Source organism: Streptomyces sp. NPDC048639 (assembly GCF_043199075.1).
GTDB lineage: Bacteria > Actinomycetota > Actinomycetes > Streptomycetales > Streptomycetaceae > Streptomyces.
In genome coordinates this window covers 80,563-95,895 of sequence record NZ_JBICVP010000001.1, presented here as the reverse complement: position 1 = coordinate 95,895, position 15,333 = coordinate 80,563, and the positions used below count along the sequence as shown (strand labels likewise).

The window sequence follows — 15,333 nt, the reverse complement described above, 5'->3', positions numbered from 1 at the left end:
CATGGCAACGCTTGAGATCCACGACCTGCACGTCTCCGTCGAGGCGGAGAACGGCCCCCGCGAGATCCTGCGCGGCGTCGACCTGACCGTGAAGCAGGGCGAGACCCACGCCATCATGGGCCCCAACGGCTCCGGCAAGTCCACCCTGGCGTACTCCCTCGCGGGGCACCCGAAGTACAAGATCACCGGCGGTACCGTCACCCTCGACGGCGAGGACGTCCTGGAGATGTCCGTCGACGAGCGCGCCCGGGCCGGCCTCTTCCTCGCCATGCAGTACCCGGTCGAGGTCCCCGGCGTCTCGGTGAGCAACTTCCTGCGCACCTCCGCGACCGCCATCCGCGGCGAGGCCCCCAAGCTGCGCACCTGGGTGAAGGAGGTCAAGGAGGCCATGGAGCGCCTCAACATCGACCCTTCCTTCGCCGAGCGCAACGTCAACGAGGGCTTCTCCGGCGGTGAGAAGAAGCGCCACGAGATCCTGCAGCTCGAGCTGCTGAAGCCGAGCATCGCGGTCCTCGACGAGACCGACTCCGGTCTCGATGTCGACGCCCTGCGGATCGTCTCCGAGGGCGTCAACCGGGTGCGCGAGACGGGCGAGGTCGGCACTCTGCTGATCACGCACTACACGCGCATCCTGCGGTACATCAAGCCCGACTACGTCCACGTCTTCGCCAACGGCCGCATCGCCGAGTCCGGTGGCGCCGAGCTCGCGGACAAGCTGGAGGAAGAGGGCTACGAGGCATACGTGAAGGGTGGCGCATCCGAGTGACAGAGCTGCCGGGCCTCCTCGACACCGAGGCGATCCGCAAGGACTTCCCGATCCTGGATCGCCATGTCCACGACGGCAAGAAGCTCGTGTACCTGGACAACGCGGCGACCTCGCAGAAGCCGCGCCAGGTGATCGACGTGCTCAGCGCGTACTACGAGCGGTACAACGCCAATGTGCACCGCGGCATTCATGTGCTCGCCGAGGAGGCCACGGCGGCGTACGAGGGGGCCCGTGACACCGTCGCCTCCTTCATCAACGCGCCGAGCCGCGACGAGGTCATCTTCACCAAGAACGCCTCCGAGTCCCTCAACCTCGTGGCGAACATGCTGGGTTGGGCCGATGAGCCCTACCGCGTGGACCACGAGACCGAGATCGTCATCACGGAGATGGAGCACCACTCCAACATCGTGCCGTGGCAGCTGCTCGGGCAGCGCACGGGCGCGAAGCTGAAGTGGTTCGGCCTCACCGACGACGGCCGTCTCGACCTGTCGAACATCGACGAGATCATCACCGAGAAGACCAAGGTCGTCTCGTTCGTCCTCGTCTCCAACATCCTCGGCACGGTCAACCCGGTCGAGAAGATCGTGCGGCGGGCCCAGGAGGTCGGCGCGCTCGTCGTCGTCGACGCCTCGCAGGCTGCCCCGCACATGCCGCTCGACGTGCAGGCGCTGCAGGCCGACTTCGTGGCCTTCACCGGTCACAAGATGTGCGGTCCGACGGGCATCGGCGTGCTGTGGGGCCGCCAGGAGCTGCTCGAGGATCTGCCGCCGTTCCTCGGTGGCGGCGAGATGATCGAGACCGTCTCGATGAGTTCCTCGACGTACGCCCCCGCCCCGCACAAGTTCGAGGCCGGCACGCCGCCGATCGCGCAGGCCGTAGGGCTCGGCGCGGCCGTGGACTACCTGCGCTCGGTGGGCATGGAGGCGATCCAGGCCCATGAGCACGCGATCACGGAGTACGCGGTGGAGCGGCTGCTCCAGGTCCCGGACCTCAAGATCATCGGTCCGATGACCGCGGAGGATCGCGGCGCGGCGATCTCGTTCACCCTCGGCGACATCCACCCGCACGATGTGGGCCAGGTGCTCGACGAGCTGGGTATAGCGGTCCGGGTCGGCCATCACTGCGCCCGGCCCGTCTGCCTGCGGTACGGAATTCCCGCGACCACGCGAGCGTCTTTCTATCTGTACTCCACGCCGGCCGAGGTGGATGCTCTGGTCGACGGCCTGGAGCACGTACGGAACTTCTTCGGGTAGAGAGGTCGCTCGTGAAGCTGGATTCGATGTACCAGGACGTCATCCTGGACCACTACAAGCACCCGCACGGGCGGGGGCTTCGGGACGGGGACGCCGAGGTGCACCACGTCAATCCGACGTGCGGCGACGAGATCACCCTCCGGGTCCGGTACGACGGCGAGACCATCGCCGATGTGAGCTACGAGAGCCAGGGCTGTTCGATCAGCCAGGCCAGTGCCTCGGTGCTCAATGAGCTGCTGGTCGGCAAGAGTCTCACGGACGCGCAGAGGATCCAGGAGACCTTCCTGGAGCTGATGCAGTCCAGGGGGAAGGTCGAGCCGGACGACGTCATGGAGGAGGTGCTGGAGGACGGTGTCGCGTTCGCCGGCGTCTCCAAGTACCCGGCCCGGGTGAAATGTGCTCTGCTGAGCTGGATGGCATGGAAGGACGCTACCGCCCAGGCCCTGGGCGACGGCGCTGCGAAGGAGACGGTATGAGCGAGACCACCACCAAGCCCGCGAGCGAGGAAGAGGTCCGCGAGGCGATGATGGACGTCGTCGACCCCGAGCTGGGCATCGACGTCGTCAACCTGGGTCTGGTCTACGGGGTCCACGTCGACGACTCCAACATCGCCACCATCGACATGACGCTGACGTCCGCGGCCTGCCCGCTGACCGATGTCATCGAGGACCAGGCGAAGTCGGCCACCGAGGGCATCGTCAACGAGCTCCGGATCAACTGGGTCTGGATGCCCCCGTGGGGCCCCGACAAGATCACCGACGACGGTCGCGACCAGCTGAGGGCACTCGGCTTCAACGTCTGACGGACCGGTTCCCCCCGGCCGGCATGCGCCGGAGGGGCGACGGTCCGGGCCTTGCCCCGCCGGGCACACCCGGCGGGGCAAGGCTTTTTCACGCGCGTATTGACGCATGCGTGTGCGGATCCATGCGCGTACGGACGCCCCCGGCACATGCGGAAGCCCTTGGCGTACGGACACGCGTGGAGGGTTGGCGGCACCTGGCCCCGTGGACGCGTTCTAGCTGTCCGGGGAGGAGTCGTCGTCCCTGTAGAGGCAGAAGGGGTGTCCGGCCGGGTCGAGCATCACCCGGACGTTTTGCTGGGGCTGGTGGTCCGCCTCCCGTGCGCCGAGTCCGAGGGCGTGCGCGACGGCGGCCGACAGGTCGATCACCTCGAAGTCCAGGTGCATGGTGATCCGTTGAGCACCCTTCTGGGCGGGCCAGACCGGGGGCACGAATCCTTCCGAGGCCTCGAAGGCGATGTACGCCACCCCCTCCGGCGGCGCGATGGCCGCACCGTCCGCATCCTCCTTGACGATCTCCCAGCCCACCACCTCCGCGTAGAACCGGGCGAGCGCCCCGGGGTCGGGAGCCTCGACGGTGACGCCCCACCAGTCGTGGCGTGACATCCGGGGAAGGCCTTGCTGGTTGTCGGCATGTCCGTGCATGGCATCAGTGTGCCGGTGTGCGCCGCAGTGTGCGGGTGCCCGCGCGCTGCCCGCCGGGGTGTACCGCGGCCGCATGGCTGGACGGCCGTAGGACTGGACGGCCGTACGGCTGGGCGCGGCACGGTGTGCGCGCCGCGTGCCGGTGCACGGCATCGGTGGCGGGCAGACTGGCGGGCATGGCTCTTTCGCTGTACCAGATCGCCGTCGATGCGCACGACCTGCCGGGCCTGGCCCGGTTCTGGTGCCAAGTCCTCGACTGGAAGGTGCTGTTCGAGCATCCCGAGGAGATCGTCATCGGTGCGGACGAGCACGCCTGGCCCGGGATCGTGTTCGTGCCCGTACCGGAGGGGAAGTCCGGCAAGAACCGCCTCCACCTCGACCTCAGCCCGGACGATCAGGCGGCCGAGGTCGACCGCCTGATCGCCCTCGGCGCCCGCCGCGCGGACGTCGGCCAGGGCAGCGACGTGACCTGGGTGGTCCTCGCCGACCCGGAGGGCAACGAATTCTGCGTCCTCCGGCCCAAGACCTCGCTCTCCGCCTGAACGCGCGCGGCAATGTGAGTGTACGGACGTACACAGCGGTGTGTACGCTCGTACGCATGATGTGGCTGATGCTGTCCGGCGCGATCCTCGCCGAGGTCCTGGGCACCACCGCGATGAAGTACAGCGACGGGTTCACCCGGCTGTGGCCCTCGCTCGCCACCGCGGCCGGCTACCTCGTCGCCTTCGCGCTGCTCGCGCAGACGCTCAAGACCATGTCGGTGGGGACCGCCTACGCGGTCTGGGCCGGTGTCGGCACCGCCGCCATTGCCGCCATCGGCATGATCTTCCTCGGTGAGTCGGCCTCCATGGCCAAGCTGATCGGCATCGTGCTCGTCATCACCGGTGTCGTGGTGCTCAACCTGGGCGGAGCGGCGCACTGATGGCACGCCGCTACGACCCCGACCGCCGGCAGCGGATCATCGACGCCGCGATCCGCGTGGTGGAGCGGAGCGGCCTGGACGGGCTCAGCCACCGCTCGGTCGCCGCCGAGGCCGACGTCCCGCTGGGCTCGACCACGTACCACTTCGCCACGCTCGACGATCTGCTCGTCGCGGCCCTGCGGCAGGTCTGCGTCGAGCCACCGACGGCCGTCGAGGACTGGCGGCGCCACCTCGGCAAGGACGGCCCGCTGGCCGACCGGCTCGCCTCGCTCCTGGACGAGCTGATGACCGGAGACCGCGGCCGCATACGGGTGGAGTACGAGCTCTATCTGGCCGCCATGCGCCGCGAGGCCCTGCGGCCCGTGGCCGCGGAGTGGCTGGACGCGGCGGTCGGGGTCCTCCGTGACTACACGGGTGACCCCGCCACCGCCCGCGCCCTGGTCGCGTTGATGGACGGGCTGCTGCTCCAACTCCTGCTGACGGGGCGGCCGTTCGACCGGGCGGAGGCTCGCGAGGCTCTCGCGCGCGTCATCGGCTGAGCGGGCCGGGACGGGTACGGGGCCTCGCCCGGGCGACTACGGCCTTGCGCGCCGCCGGTCGCCGCCCGGGCTCGCCGACGTGGTCCCTGTCGCCCCGACGCGCGGGGTCGAAGAGCGCATCAACATGTTCGAGCAATGGCGCGGCCCGGCCGCCTGTGACGACAAGACCGCCACCATCGACGAATCCGCCCTCCGGCTCGCCGCCATCTTCCTGTGGTCAGCGAGATGATCCGAAGGGAACGGCCCGGCTAGACCGCCGCCGAGGCGCTGGTGATGTGGCAGTTGTGCGCGTCGCCGTCCACAATCGAGTACGCCTGATGCGATTCACCGGACTTCCGGGTCTTCCAGGGGCCGTAGATGGTGATCGAGTACGGATAGGTGGGCGAGGCGCAGTTCGCCTTCACCCGGTACCGTCCGAATCCCCCATCGCACGTGGCCTGCGCCAAGTTCTCACTGCCGTTGGACGACGCCCGGCAGTCGTAGACCGCCGCTTGAGCAGGACTTGCGCCGCCCACCACACACGTGGTCAGCCCCAGACATACCACCGCTGCTTGCGCCGCCACCTTGCCGATACGGTCCACTTCGCACCCCTCCACGCATGATCAATTACAAGATCCGAGCCATGCTACGAGGTGATCATTAAGGCGTCCAAAGGGTTTCCTGCAAGGCCATTGGTGTCCCCTGGCGGCGTACCCGCGCGACATACCCAGTGGCGTATCGACCGGGGCCGCCCGGGGGCCTGACCGATGAGACCGGTTCGCATCGGCGGCCCCCGGACGGTTAGGTTTCGAATATGACCGACACTGCTTCTCGCACCACCGGCGCCGTCGCCGCCGGCCTCGCCACCGTCGCCGCCGACGGCACCGTACTCGACACCTGGTTCCCGGCTCCCGAGCTGGCCACCGAGCCGGGCCCGGCCGGGACCGAGCGGCTGAGCGCCGAGCGCGCCGCCGAGCTCCTCGGCGAGTCCGCGCCCAAGGCTCTGGGCCAGGACGCGCGGCGCGGGGTCGAGACCGTCGCCGTACGGACGGTCATCGCCTCCCTGGACGACAAGCCGCTCGACGCGCACGACGCGTACCTGCGGCTGCACCTGCTCAGCCACCGCCTGGTCAGGCCGCACGGCCAGAACCTGGACGGCATCTTCGGGCTGCTGGCCAACGTCGCCTGGACGAACCTGGGCCCGGTGCCCGGCGACCAGGTCGAGAAGGTACGGCTCGCGGCCCGCGCCGAGGGCCTCAACCTCAACGTGACCAGCATCGACAAGTTCCCGCGGATGACCGACTACGTCGTCCCGTCCGGCGTACGGATCGGTGACGCCGACCGCGTACGGCTCGGCGCGCACCTCGCGTCCGGTACCACGGTCATGCACGAGGGCTTCGTCAACTTCAACGCCGGCACCCTCGGCACCTCCATGGTCGAGGGCCGGATCAGCGCGGGCGTCGTGGTCGGCGACGGCTCCGACATCGGCGGCGGCGCGTCGATCATGGGCACGCTGTCCGGCGGCGGCAAGCAGATCGTCTCCATCGGCGAGCGCTGCCTGCTCGGCGCCGAGGCGGGCATCGGCATCGCGCTGGGCGACGAGTGCATCGTGGAGGCGGGCCTCTACGTGACCGCGGGGACCCGTGTCACCCTCCCGGACGGCGAGGTCGTCAAGGCGCAGGAGCTGTCGGGCGCCAACAACCTCCTCTTCCGCCGCAACTCCACTACCGGCACGGTCGAGGTCCTGCAGCGCTCCGGCTCCTGGGGCGGCCTCAACGAGGCGCTCCACAGCCACAACTGACCGGCCCGGACGGGATACCGACGAACGGACGGACCCGGACCCGGACCCGATCCGGGACGAACTCCCGCGCCCCGCATGGCGCATGGGAACGGCCCGGCGCGCATCCTGGGATGCCCGCCGGGCCGTCGTCGTACGTCCCCGCCCCGGCCACGCGCTATGGACGCGGCCGGGCCCGATTTCAGGTCACGGACGGATCCGGAGCACCTGCGGGTCGTGGTCGCTCGCCTGGTCGGCGAACTCCGCGTTGATGTGGACGATGTCGTAGTCCGCCTTGCGGATGCCGCGGCTGGTCAGCATGTGGTCCAGCACCTGGGAGTTGCCGTTGAAGACATAGCCGTAGCGCTCGTCCCGCGGGAGCCGGGTCACCAGGTCGGTCAGCACGCCGCCCTTGGTGAGGGTGTCCAGGGAGGGGGAGAAGTCGAAGTCGTTGAGGTCACCCGCGACGACGACCCGGGCCTTCGGGTCGAGGGCGAGAAGCGACTTCACCCACGTGTTCACCACGGTGGCCTGCGCCTGGCGCTGGGTCTCGGACGTACGGGCCGGGGGCTGGTGGAGGCCCTCCAGGCCCTGGTCGCCGCCCTTGCTGTTGAAGTGGTTGGCGACGACGAAGACCGGCTTGCCCTTGAAGGTGAATTCGGCAGCCAGCGGCTTGCGGCTGTTCTCCCAGGCCTTGTCGGCCGGGTCGATACGGCCGGGGTTGGCCGAGAGCGTGACCTTGCCGTTGTCGTCCTTGACCGGCTTCATGGCCGTGTTGGCGTCGCCGCCGGCCACGTCCTTGAAGGAGACCCGCTCCGGGTTGAAGAGGAAGCCGACGCGGATGTTGCCGCCCGGCTGCCCGCCGTCCTGGTCGTCGGCCGGGTCGATCTGCCGGGCCTCGTACTTCGGGCCGCCCGCGGCGGCGATTGCCTCGGTCAGCTTTTTCAGGGTCTCGCCCGCGGCGACGACCTTGTCGTTGGTGGGGCCGTTGTCGTCCTGGACCTCCTCCAGGGCGATGACGTCGGGCGAGGCGAGGTTCGCGACGACGGCCTCGGCGAGACGGTCGAACTTCGCCGGCTTGTCCTTGGGGGAGAGGTTCTCCACGTTGTAGGTGGCGACGGACAGTTCGGAAGAGCCGGCCTTCCGGGTCTTCTCGTGCTTGAGGCCCTTGTCCTGGTGCTTGCCCAGCTCGGTGGCCTGGAGTTCGTATCCGCCGAACTGGTCGTAGTCCAGCGGCCCGGCGGTGACACCGTCGAGGCGGTCGCCGACGTTCGCCTTCGGGAAGGGGTGCTCGTCGAACGGCAGGAGCGAGGTCACCTTGACCCGTCCGCCGTTCTGGTCCTTGTACGAGGAGTAGAGCGTGCCGCCGCGCTCGGTGCGGTTCGTGCGCGGCTCGGCCGTGGCCCAGAGCTCGTTGAACTCGCTGCTGGCACCGACCACCTGGGCGTCGGAGAGCTGGGTGCGCATGCCTTCGAGCGACTCGTAGCGGTCGAGGGCGTACGAGCGGGGCTTGAGCTTCACGTCCTCGATGCTGCCGCCGTCGGCGTCCGGGGCGTAACGATCCGGCACGGTCGAGGCGTTGAGCTTGAAGGCGGCCGGCAGCCCGGTGTCCGAGGACGCGACCTTGTACTCGGGCTTGGTGATCTGGGTGACCGACTGGAGGCCGGCCTCGGCGCCTCCGGGGTAGTACTCGGTGACGGTGCCGGAGACCTGCACGGAGTCGCCGACCTTCACCTCCGGGGTCTTCGCACCGGTGAAGACGAAGATGCCCTCGCTCGTCGCCTGGTCCCGGTCCGGCTTCTCGTCCTGGATCCAGAAGCCGCGGGAGGAGCCGAAGGCGCGTATCGCGGTGACGACACCGGGGACGTCGGCGACCTTCTCGCCCGCGTGCGGTGATACGCGGGTGCTCCCCTGGATGTCGTGGATGCGGACCTCGGCGGCCGTCGCGGATCCGGGGACGGCGAGCAGGCCCGCGCCGAGCGCGGCGGCGATCACGGCGCCGATGGTCGCGGGCCTGCGGTAGGGGCTGGGGGGTTTGGAAAGCATCTGGTGCTCCGGAAATGAGGGTGACGGAGACGTTCAGGACAGGGTGTTGTGCCGGTGGCGCGTGTGGTGCGGAATGTCGCGAGTGTTCTACGCGCGTCAATGTCCTGGGTGTGCGGGGGAGTTGTCAAGAGATGGCTGATGTACGTCCTCTGGCAGGGACATGAACCGGGTGTTGGGGTCATATCCGTCTAGGCTTGGGCAGCACACGCCCCGCGTGGCCGACCCGTTTCGAGGAGAACGCGCTGATGTCCGGAGAACGCCCCACCATGCCCCCGGTGCGTCTGCCCTCGGAGGCCGAACTGGCGCGGGACGCGCTGGCCGCCCCGCTCTTCGCGAGATCCGTCAGGCTCGCCCGCTGGGCCGGTCCGCACGCTCAGGTCGGTGCGGGCGGAGAGCTGCTCGACGAGGGGGTCCGGCAGGCGGTCACCCACCTCGGGCTGGATGACGACGAGGACGGCCCCGCGTTCGTCAGCGAGGCCTGGCAGCTCGCCGTCGACACGGGCCTGGTCGAGATCGACGAGACCGACGACGCCGCGGAAGGCGACGCCATCGGAACCGCCGCGCCCAGCGAGGAGGCCACGCTCGTCACCTCCGGCACCCCGCAGGACGTCCTCGGTATCTGGCTGAGCGGTCTGGAGACCCTGCTCGGCGACGCGGTGGCCCCCGACCTCGCGGAGCTCCTGGAGAGCGTGCGCGAGGGTGCCGGCGAGGGCGAGGCACCCGACTTCGGCGCCCTGGACTGGAACCCGGAGGAGGAGGCCCGGTTCCTGGACGAGGTGCTGCGCAACCTCTATCTGCTGACGGCGCTGGAGGGCGGTTCGGCCGACTCCGCGGTGCCGCTGCCCGCACTCGCCGCCTCCGTGATCGTCCCGGAGGACATGGACGAGCCCACGGACGACATCCTCGAAGAGGTCTCCGTCGCGATGATGCGGCTCGACGACCAGTTCCAGCTGCTCGCGCCCCTCGGCCTGGTCGACTTCAAGCCGGTCGACGAGGAGCTGATCGGTGAGATCGACGAGCGCGTGGAGCAGCCGAGCGCCGAGCCGGCGGGCTCCGGGGACGAGGACGCCGGCGGGATCGACGTGGACGAGGTCTCGCGCTACGGCATGGTCCGGCTGACCCCGCTCGGCGTCTACGGCGTACGGGCGCGGCTGCTCGAGGAGGGCACCGAGGCCCCGGCGGTCGGCGACCTCGCGGACAAGGGCGCGGACGTCCTGCTCGACCGGCTGCCCGGCTACCCGGAGGCGATCGCGATGGCCGAGGCAGGGCAGTGGATCGCCCGGCGCGAACCGGCCGACGCGGCGCGTGAACTCCTCGCCGCGGCGCGCGGCGACGACGACCACGCCCCGAAGCGCCGTCTCGCCTGCCAGCAGGCGCTTCTCCTGGTCGGCGGCGAGGCCGGCCCGGCCCTGCGCGAGGTGCTCGACGATCCGCGGCTGGGCGGGCTCGCCCGGGTGGGCCTCGCCGAACGCGGCGTGACCGATGTGCCGTCGCCGTCCCAGGACATGATCTTCTGGCTGACGATCGACACCATCGCGGCGCAGCTCGGGAGCGCTGACGACTCCGGCGAACTGCGGGAGCTGGTCGAGGGAGTGGCCGGACAGCACAGCGGCTTCTTCGAGGCCGCCTGGCGCGTCGACCACCCGGCGACCGCGGATGTCCTGGAGACCATGGGGCGTCTGCATCCGGACAAGAAGATCGCCAAGGAGGCGCGCAAGGCGGCCTTCAAGGCGCGGTCGCAGAAGGCGCGGTAGCTCCACCGGCTCCACCGGCTCCACCGGCTCCACCGGCTCCACCGGCTCCACCGGCCCGGCCGGGCGCGGCTCCCGTACGGGGATGTCGGCGGTTCCGGGTGGCAAATCGGTCCCCTGTCGACGTGTGCTGTTCAACCGCCGTTCGGTGTCGCGCGGCACCGTGGACAGAGCACACCAGGGGCCTGACCTTGCCATCCAGGAGATGACGATGCCGCTCACCCGGAGAGACTTCGCGAAGAGTTCCGCCCGCGCCGGAGCGGGTGTCGCCCTCGTCGGCAGCGTCGGGGTGCTGGCCACCGCCGGTGCGACCGGGTCGGAGGCGGAGGAGGCGGGCGCCCGGGGTGAGCAGGGCGCCGGCGGGCGGTCCGCGAGCCGCACGACCGGCTACGGCCCGCTCCTGCCGGACCCCGGCGGCATCCTCGCGCTGCCCGAGGGCTTCGCGTACCGCATCATCACGCGCAGTGGCGTCACCAAGCTGGAGTCGGGCGAGTACACGCCCTCCCATCACGACGGCACAGCCACCTTCGAGGGCAGCCGCGGCGTGACCCTGCTCGTCAACAACCACGAGCTGAAGGGGCCGCGGGCCGACTGGGAGCACCCTGTCCCGCTCACCGAGGGCCTCGTCTACGACCCGGCGGCCGCGGGAGGCTGCACCGTCGTCGAGGTCCGCGGCCACGGACAGGTCGCCGAGTGGGTCGGCATCGCCGGGACCTCCACCAACTGCGCGGGCGGGCGCACCCCCTGGGGCACCTGGCTGACCTGCGAGGAGAACTCCGACCGGGCCGGCGAGAACGGCATGACCAAGGACCACGGGTACGTCTTCGAGGTCGACCCCTGCGACCGCCGCGCCAACCGGAACCCCAAGCCCGTCAAGGCGCTGGGCCGTTACGACCACGAGGCCGTCGTCGTCGACCCCCGGCGCGGCCACCTCTATCTCACCGAGGACGACGCCGACCCCAACGGCCTCTTCTACCGCTGGGTTCCGCCGCTCGGCTTCCGGCACGGCCGCGGCCGCCTCCGGACGCTCGCCGACGACGCCGGTGTGCTCCAGGCGCCCAGGTGCTACGACTCGGGCGGCCGGTTCGTCGACGATCTCTCCCGTGCGACCAGGACCGGCACCGTCTACGGCGTCGACTGGGCCGATGTGCCGGACCGGGACGCGCGCGAGGTGCCGGTACGCGAACAGTTCGGCGAAGGCGAGGTGACCCGCGCCCGCAAGCTCGAGGGCATGTGGTGGGCCGACGGCGGCGCCTACATCGTGTCGTCCTACGCACGTGAGGAGAGCCCCATAGCCCACGACGGCCAGGTGTGGTTCTACGACCCGCGCCGCCGGACCCTCACCCTCAAGGTGCTGCTCGGCGTCAACCCCGACCCTTCCCGGGACGGTGCCCTCGACGGCCCGGACAACATCACCGTGTCCCCGTACGGCGGTCTGGTCATCGCCGAGGACGGCGAGGGGGTTCAGCACCTCTTCGGCGCCACGGACGACGGCAGGACCTATCCGATCGCCCGCAACGACCTCAACATCGGCACCGAAGCGGAGCCGGAGTTCAGCGAGTTCACCGGGGTCACCTTCGCACCGGACGGGCGGACGCTCTTCGCCAATATCCAGGACCCCGGGATCATGGTCGCGATCACCGGACCCTGGCGGCGTCAGCGGTGACCACGTAGTAGTCGAGATACCCCTTCTCGTACGCCTCCAGGAACCGGCGTGGCCACATGTCCCTCAGCGGCGTCCGGGCGAGCCAGCGGTCGTAGGCCGCCCAGACGTCCTCGCCGATGGACACCGACCGCACGCCGGTGAAGCCGCTCCGCGTCAGGGCCTCGGTGAAGTCGCCGATGACATGCGGGAGATCGAGGCCGTCGGCGTAGGTGGGCAGCAGGCGGGGCAGCTCCTGGACCCCGCAGGCGCCCGGCGCGAAGAAGGTGGTCAGGGCCAGCCGTCCGCCCGGGGACAGCACCCGGTCCGCCTCGTGGGCGAACTCCGGGAGATCGGGGAAGTGCTGCGCCGCGTTGACCGAGTACAGGCAGTCCGCCGAGCCGTCGGGCAGCGGCATGGCATCGGCCGCTCCCCGGACGTAACGGAGTCGTTCGGGGTGTTCGGCGAGGAGGTCGGCATTGACGATCCGCGCCCGGTCGAGCTGGGCCGGGTGCAGATCGAGGCCGCACACCTCGCCGAAGCCGAACTCCCGCAGGGCCAGCGCACAGCCGAGGCCCAGACCGCAGCCCACCTCGACGGCCCGCAGGCCGTCGGTGCGGCCGAACTCGCCCAGGACGAGGCGGTAGAGCTCCTGCTCGGTGCGGAGCCGGTCGTCCTCGGTGAGCGGCCGGTCCTGCGGGACGTCCCGCCAGTAGCCGAAGTTGATGAATCCGCCGGTGAACGCGGGCACGCTGCTGAGGTCCCAGGACCCGTAGATCGTCTCGACCTGGCCCGGTATGCGCGGCTCCTGCGCCATGAGCGGCCCTCGCTTCGTTGCGGTCACCCCATTAGAGAGCCTGACCTCCCGGCTTGACCATGCCGCGGACGGTACGCGAATCGACGTACTCGCCGAGGGCCGTCATCTCCCACTCGCCGGAGAACTGGCGGATCAGCTTGCACATCATGACGCCGGTGCGCGGCTCGGCGCCGGTGAGGTCGAAACGCACGAGCTCCTCGCCCGAACCGGCATCCAGCAGGCGGCAGTACGCCTTGGCGACCTCGGTGAACTTCTGCCCGGAGAAGGAGTTGACGGTGAAGACGAGACCGGTCACGTTCGGCGGGATGTCGCCGAGGTGGACGGTGATGACCTCGTCATCGCCCCCGCCCTCGCCGGTGAGGTTGTCACCGGAGTGCTGGATGACCCCGCCGAGGATGGCCAGCTTGCCGAAGTAGCAGGCGTCGACCTTCTGGCGGTTGGGGCCGTACGCGATGACCGAGGCGTCGAGGTCGATGTCCTTGGCGCGGAAGGCGGGCTCCCAGCCCAGTCCCATCCTCACGGAGGTCAGGAACGGGCGGCCGCCCTTGACGAGCGAGACCGTCTGGTTCTTCTGCAGGCTGACTCTGCCCTTGTCCAGGCTGATCTTCCCGGCGCCGGGGGTCGGCGGCGCGGGCGCCGCGGCGGCGGGCCGGGGAGGCGCGGAGGGCTGAACGGGCGGGGCGGCGGCCGGCGGCGGGGGAGCGGCAGCGGGAGGCGGGGGAGCGGCGGCGGGCTGAGGGGAAGCGGACGGGGCGGCGGACGCTGCGGCTTCCTCCTCCACGGTCACGCCGAAGTCGGTCGCGATGCCCGCGAGACCGTTGGAGTAGCCCTGCCCGACCGCGCGGGCCTTCCATGCGTCACCGCGCCGGTAGACCTCGACGACGACCAGCGCCGTCTCGCTGCCGAGCGACGGCGGGGTGAACGTGGCGACCGCGGCACCGTCGTCGGCCTGGCGGATGGTCGCGGTCGGCTCGATGCCGGAGAAGGTCTGGCCGGCCGCGTCGGGGCTCGCGGTGACGACGATCTTCTCGATGTCGGCGGGCACGGCCGAGGTGTCCACGACGATCGCGTCGGGAGCCGATCCGCCGCCGGACCGGTAGGTGACACCGGGGCCCGAGGGCTGGTTGTAGAAGATGAAGTCGTCGTCGGAACGCACCTTGCCGGAGGCGGTGAGCAGCAGGCCCGACACATCGAGCCGCACGGGAGCGGCGACGTCCACCGCCACGCGCGCGACGGGCAGTGGGATGTTCGAGCCGGGGGTCATTGCGGTCATGCCCCGGGTAACGAGCGGCCCCGCTTTGCAGTTCCATTACCTGGGCGTCAATGCGGCCAGATGGGCGGATCGGTGCAGAAGTGGCCACCGAGGCGGTCGTGGTCCGGGTCGCCGGGACGCAGGTCGCCGTGCATCTCGACGAGCGCGCGGGCGTAGGCCTCCGAGTCGTCCCGCGGCTCGTAGCCGAGGGCGCGTGCGCTGCTCAGGTCCCAGACGAGCCGGGTGTTCGCCGAGCTGCCGTGGACGACGGTGTGGCCGACGTCCTCGGCGGTGAGTGCGGCGTGCAGCAGCCGGGCGCAGTCGTCGGGGCTCAGCCAGATCGACAGCATGCGGACGGACGTGGGCTCCGGGAAGCAGGAACCGATGCGGAGGGAGACGGTCTCCAGGCCGTGCCGGTCCCAGTAGAGGGACGCCAGATCCTCGCCGAAGCACTTGGAGAGGCCGTAGAACGTGTCCGGGCGGTGCGGGGTGTCCTCCGGTATGAGCGCGCCGTGGTGCACAGGGCTGCCGGCCGGCCGCGGTGTGAATCCGACCGCGTGGTTGCTGGAGGCGAGGACGATCCGGCGCACGCCCTCGGCGCGCGCGGCTTCGTAGAGGTGGTACGTGCCCTGGATGTTGGTCCGGAGGATCGTCTCGAAGGTGGACTCCCGCGGGATGCCCGCGAGATGGATGATCGCGTCGACTCCGCGTACGGCCTCCCGCAGCGCTTCGGCGTCCGCCAGATCGGCCGTGATCGCGTCCGGCTCGCCCTCGACCGGGGCGCGGTCGAAGAGACGCAGGTCGTAGCCGTGGCGCGGGAGGCGCTCGCGCATCAGCGTGCCGATGCCTCCGGCCGCGCCGGTGAGCAGAACGGTGCGGGGTGCGGGCACGGGTCTCTCCTCAGGGGACGGCGGTCCGGGCACGTGAGCGGCATCGGTGAACCCTCATGGGCGGACACTGTCCTCATGCGCGGACATGGTCCGTCAAGGGTCATGTGCGGGGAAGGGCGTCCCTCATCAGGCGGTGCCGGCTCAGCGGGCCGCCCGGTCGGCCAGGCCGCGCCGGCTCATCAACCAGTGCTGGTTGATCAAGGCATGCTCAATTTCGATCACAGAGTGGCTACTCCGTGACACGGTGAGTTTTAG

At 70.2% G+C, this 15,333-nt stretch carries 16 protein-coding genes; 10 read left to right on the top strand and 6 right to left on the bottom strand.

Going from position 1 to position 15,333, the window contains the following annotated elements; genetic code table 11:
* Position 1 precedes the first annotated feature (1 nt).
* The 4 genes from sufC to ACGFNH_RS00455 are packed head-to-tail and all read left to right on the top strand — an operon-like array spanning position 2 to position 2,821.
* Positions 2-766: a Fe-S cluster assembly ATPase SufC gene (gene sufC, locus ACGFNH_RS00470; RefSeq protein ID WP_393650747.1), complete on the top strand. Its 765-nt coding sequence runs from the start codon at positions 2-4 to the stop codon at positions 764-766.
* Positions 763-2,019 carry a cysteine desulfurase gene (locus ACGFNH_RS00465; RefSeq protein WP_393650746.1) on the top strand — a complete coding sequence of 419 codons (1,257 nt, stop codon included), beginning with the start codon at positions 763-765 and terminating at the stop codon, positions 2,017-2,019. The genes sufC and ACGFNH_RS00465 overlap by 4 nt, the downstream gene beginning before the upstream one ends.
* An 11-nt stretch (positions 2,020-2,030) precedes the next feature.
* Positions 2,031-2,495 carry a Fe-S cluster assembly sulfur transfer protein SufU gene (gene sufU / locus ACGFNH_RS00460; protein ID WP_393650745.1) on the top strand — a complete coding sequence of 155 codons (465 nt, stop codon included), beginning with the start codon at positions 2,031-2,033 and terminating at the stop codon, positions 2,493-2,495.
* On the top strand, positions 2,492-2,821 hold the full coding sequence (locus ACGFNH_RS00455) for a metal-sulfur cluster assembly factor (RefSeq protein ID WP_393650744.1): 330 nt from the start codon (positions 2,492-2,494) through the stop codon (positions 2,819-2,821). Before sufU ends, ACGFNH_RS00455 begins: the two co-directional genes overlap by 4 nt.
* A gap of 213 nt (positions 2,822-3,034) precedes the next feature.
* On the opposite strand, the gene ACGFNH_RS00450 is transcribed toward ACGFNH_RS00455, so the two are convergent.
* Positions 3,035-3,463: a VOC family protein gene (locus ACGFNH_RS00450; protein WP_393650743.1), complete on the bottom strand. Its 429-nt coding sequence runs from the start codon at positions 3,461-3,463 to the stop codon at positions 3,035-3,037.
* A 176-nt stretch (positions 3,464-3,639) separates the two neighbouring features.
* On the opposite strand from ACGFNH_RS00450, the gene ACGFNH_RS00445 reads away from it, so the two are divergent.
* The 3 genes from ACGFNH_RS00445 to ACGFNH_RS00435 are packed head-to-tail and all read left to right on the top strand — an operon-like array spanning position 3,640 to position 4,924.
* A complete protein-coding gene (locus tag ACGFNH_RS00445) occupies positions 3,640-4,005 on the top strand; it encodes a VOC family protein (protein ID WP_393650742.1) in 366 nt (121 codons plus the stop codon).
* 56 nt (positions 4,006-4,061) lie between these two features.
* Complete coding sequence (locus ACGFNH_RS00440) at positions 4,062-4,385, top strand: DMT family transporter (protein WP_393650741.1); 324 nt, start codon at positions 4,062-4,064, stop codon at positions 4,383-4,385.
* The gene (locus ACGFNH_RS00435; protein ID WP_393650740.1) at positions 4,385-4,924 is read left to right on the top strand and encodes a TetR/AcrR family transcriptional regulator; all 540 of its coding nucleotides are present in this window, start codon (positions 4,385-4,387) and stop codon (positions 4,922-4,924) included. Before ACGFNH_RS00440 ends, ACGFNH_RS00435 begins: the two co-directional genes overlap by 1 nt.
* Before the next feature lie 248 nt (positions 4,925-5,172).
* On the opposite strand, the gene ACGFNH_RS00430 is transcribed toward ACGFNH_RS00435, so the two are convergent.
* Positions 5,173-5,505: a hypothetical protein gene (locus ACGFNH_RS00430; RefSeq protein ID WP_393650739.1), complete on the bottom strand. Its 333-nt coding sequence runs from the start codon at positions 5,503-5,505 to the stop codon at positions 5,173-5,175.
* 212 nt (positions 5,506-5,717) lie between these two features.
* On the opposite strand from ACGFNH_RS00430, the gene dapD reads away from it, so the two are divergent.
* Complete coding sequence (gene dapD, locus ACGFNH_RS00425; RefSeq protein WP_393650738.1) at positions 5,718-6,704, top strand: 2,3,4,5-tetrahydropyridine-2,6-dicarboxylate N-succinyltransferase; 987 nt, start codon at positions 5,718-5,720, stop codon at positions 6,702-6,704.
* A gap of 183 nt (positions 6,705-6,887) precedes the next feature.
* Here the strand turns inward: dapD and ACGFNH_RS00420 are convergent, their stop codons facing one another.
* Positions 6,888-8,726: an endonuclease/exonuclease/phosphatase family protein gene (locus ACGFNH_RS00420; RefSeq protein ID WP_393650737.1), complete on the bottom strand. Its 1,839-nt coding sequence runs from the start codon at positions 8,724-8,726 to the stop codon at positions 6,888-6,890.
* Between the two features lie 245 nt (positions 8,727-8,971).
* Here ACGFNH_RS00420 and ACGFNH_RS00415 point away from each other — a divergent pair, with 245 nt between their 5' ends.
* Together ACGFNH_RS00415 and ACGFNH_RS00410 are read left to right on the top strand one after the other, a co-directional pair.
* Positions 8,972-10,480 carry a hypothetical protein gene (locus tag ACGFNH_RS00415; protein ID WP_393650736.1) on the top strand — a complete coding sequence of 503 codons (1,509 nt, stop codon included), beginning with the start codon at positions 8,972-8,974 and terminating at the stop codon, positions 10,478-10,480.
* 208 nt (positions 10,481-10,688) lie between these two features.
* A complete protein-coding gene (locus tag ACGFNH_RS00410; RefSeq protein ID WP_393651454.1) occupies positions 10,689-12,143 on the top strand; it encodes an alkaline phosphatase PhoX in 1,455 nt (484 codons plus the stop codon).
* Here ACGFNH_RS00410 and ACGFNH_RS00405 read toward each other — a convergent pair.
* The 3 genes from ACGFNH_RS00405 to ACGFNH_RS00395 are packed head-to-tail and all read right to left on the bottom strand — an operon-like array spanning position 12,115 to position 15,078.
* Entirely contained in the window at positions 12,115-12,963 is an 849-nt protein-coding gene (locus tag ACGFNH_RS00405) for a class I SAM-dependent methyltransferase (protein ID WP_393650735.1), read from the bottom strand. The two genes, ACGFNH_RS00410 and ACGFNH_RS00405, sit on opposite strands and share 29 nt — an antisense overlap.
* A 4-nt stretch (positions 12,964-12,967) precedes the next feature.
* Positions 12,968-14,200: a TerD family protein gene (locus ACGFNH_RS00400; RefSeq protein ID WP_393651453.1), complete on the bottom strand. Its 1,233-nt coding sequence runs from the start codon at positions 14,198-14,200 to the stop codon at positions 12,968-12,970.
* 56 nt (positions 14,201-14,256) lie between these two features.
* Entirely contained in the window at positions 14,257-15,078 is an 822-nt protein-coding gene (locus ACGFNH_RS00395) for an NAD-dependent epimerase/dehydratase family protein (RefSeq protein ID WP_393650734.1), read from the bottom strand.
* Positions 15,079-15,333 lie beyond the last annotated feature (255 nt).

Excerpts from the sequence above, each read along its gene's own strand:
- sufC (WP_393650747.1), top strand. The coding sequence starts at position 2 with ATGGCAACGCTTGAGATCCACGACCTGCACGTCTCCGTCGAGGCGGAG.
- ACGFNH_RS00455 (WP_393650744.1), top strand. The coding sequence starts at position 2,492 with ATGAGCGAGACCACCACCAAGCCCGCGAGCGAGGAAGAGGTCCGCGAG.
- ACGFNH_RS00450 (WP_393650743.1), bottom strand. The coding sequence starts at position 3,463 with ATGCACGGACATGCCGACAACCAGCAAGGCCTTCCCCGGATGTCACGC.
- ACGFNH_RS00445 (WP_393650742.1), top strand. The coding sequence starts at position 3,640 with ATGGCTCTTTCGCTGTACCAGATCGCCGTCGATGCGCACGACCTGCCG.
- ACGFNH_RS00440 (WP_393650741.1), top strand. The coding sequence starts at position 4,062 with ATGATGTGGCTGATGCTGTCCGGCGCGATCCTCGCCGAGGTCCTGGGC.
- ACGFNH_RS00435 (WP_393650740.1), top strand. The coding sequence starts at position 4,385 with ATGGCACGCCGCTACGACCCCGACCGCCGGCAGCGGATCATCGACGCC.
- dapD (WP_393650738.1), top strand. The coding sequence starts at position 5,718 with ATGACCGACACTGCTTCTCGCACCACCGGCGCCGTCGCCGCCGGCCTC.
- ACGFNH_RS00420 (WP_393650737.1), bottom strand. The coding sequence starts at position 8,726 with ATGCTTTCCAAACCCCCCAGCCCCTACCGCAGGCCCGCGACCATCGGC.
- ACGFNH_RS00415 (WP_393650736.1), top strand. The coding sequence starts at position 8,972 with ATGTCCGGAGAACGCCCCACCATGCCCCCGGTGCGTCTGCCCTCGGAG.
- ACGFNH_RS00410 (WP_393651454.1), top strand. The coding sequence starts at position 10,689 with ATGCCGCTCACCCGGAGAGACTTCGCGAAGAGTTCCGCCCGCGCCGGA.
- ACGFNH_RS00400 (WP_393651453.1), bottom strand. The coding sequence starts at position 14,200 with ATGACCCCCGGCTCGAACATCCCACTGCCCGTCGCGCGCGTGGCGGTG.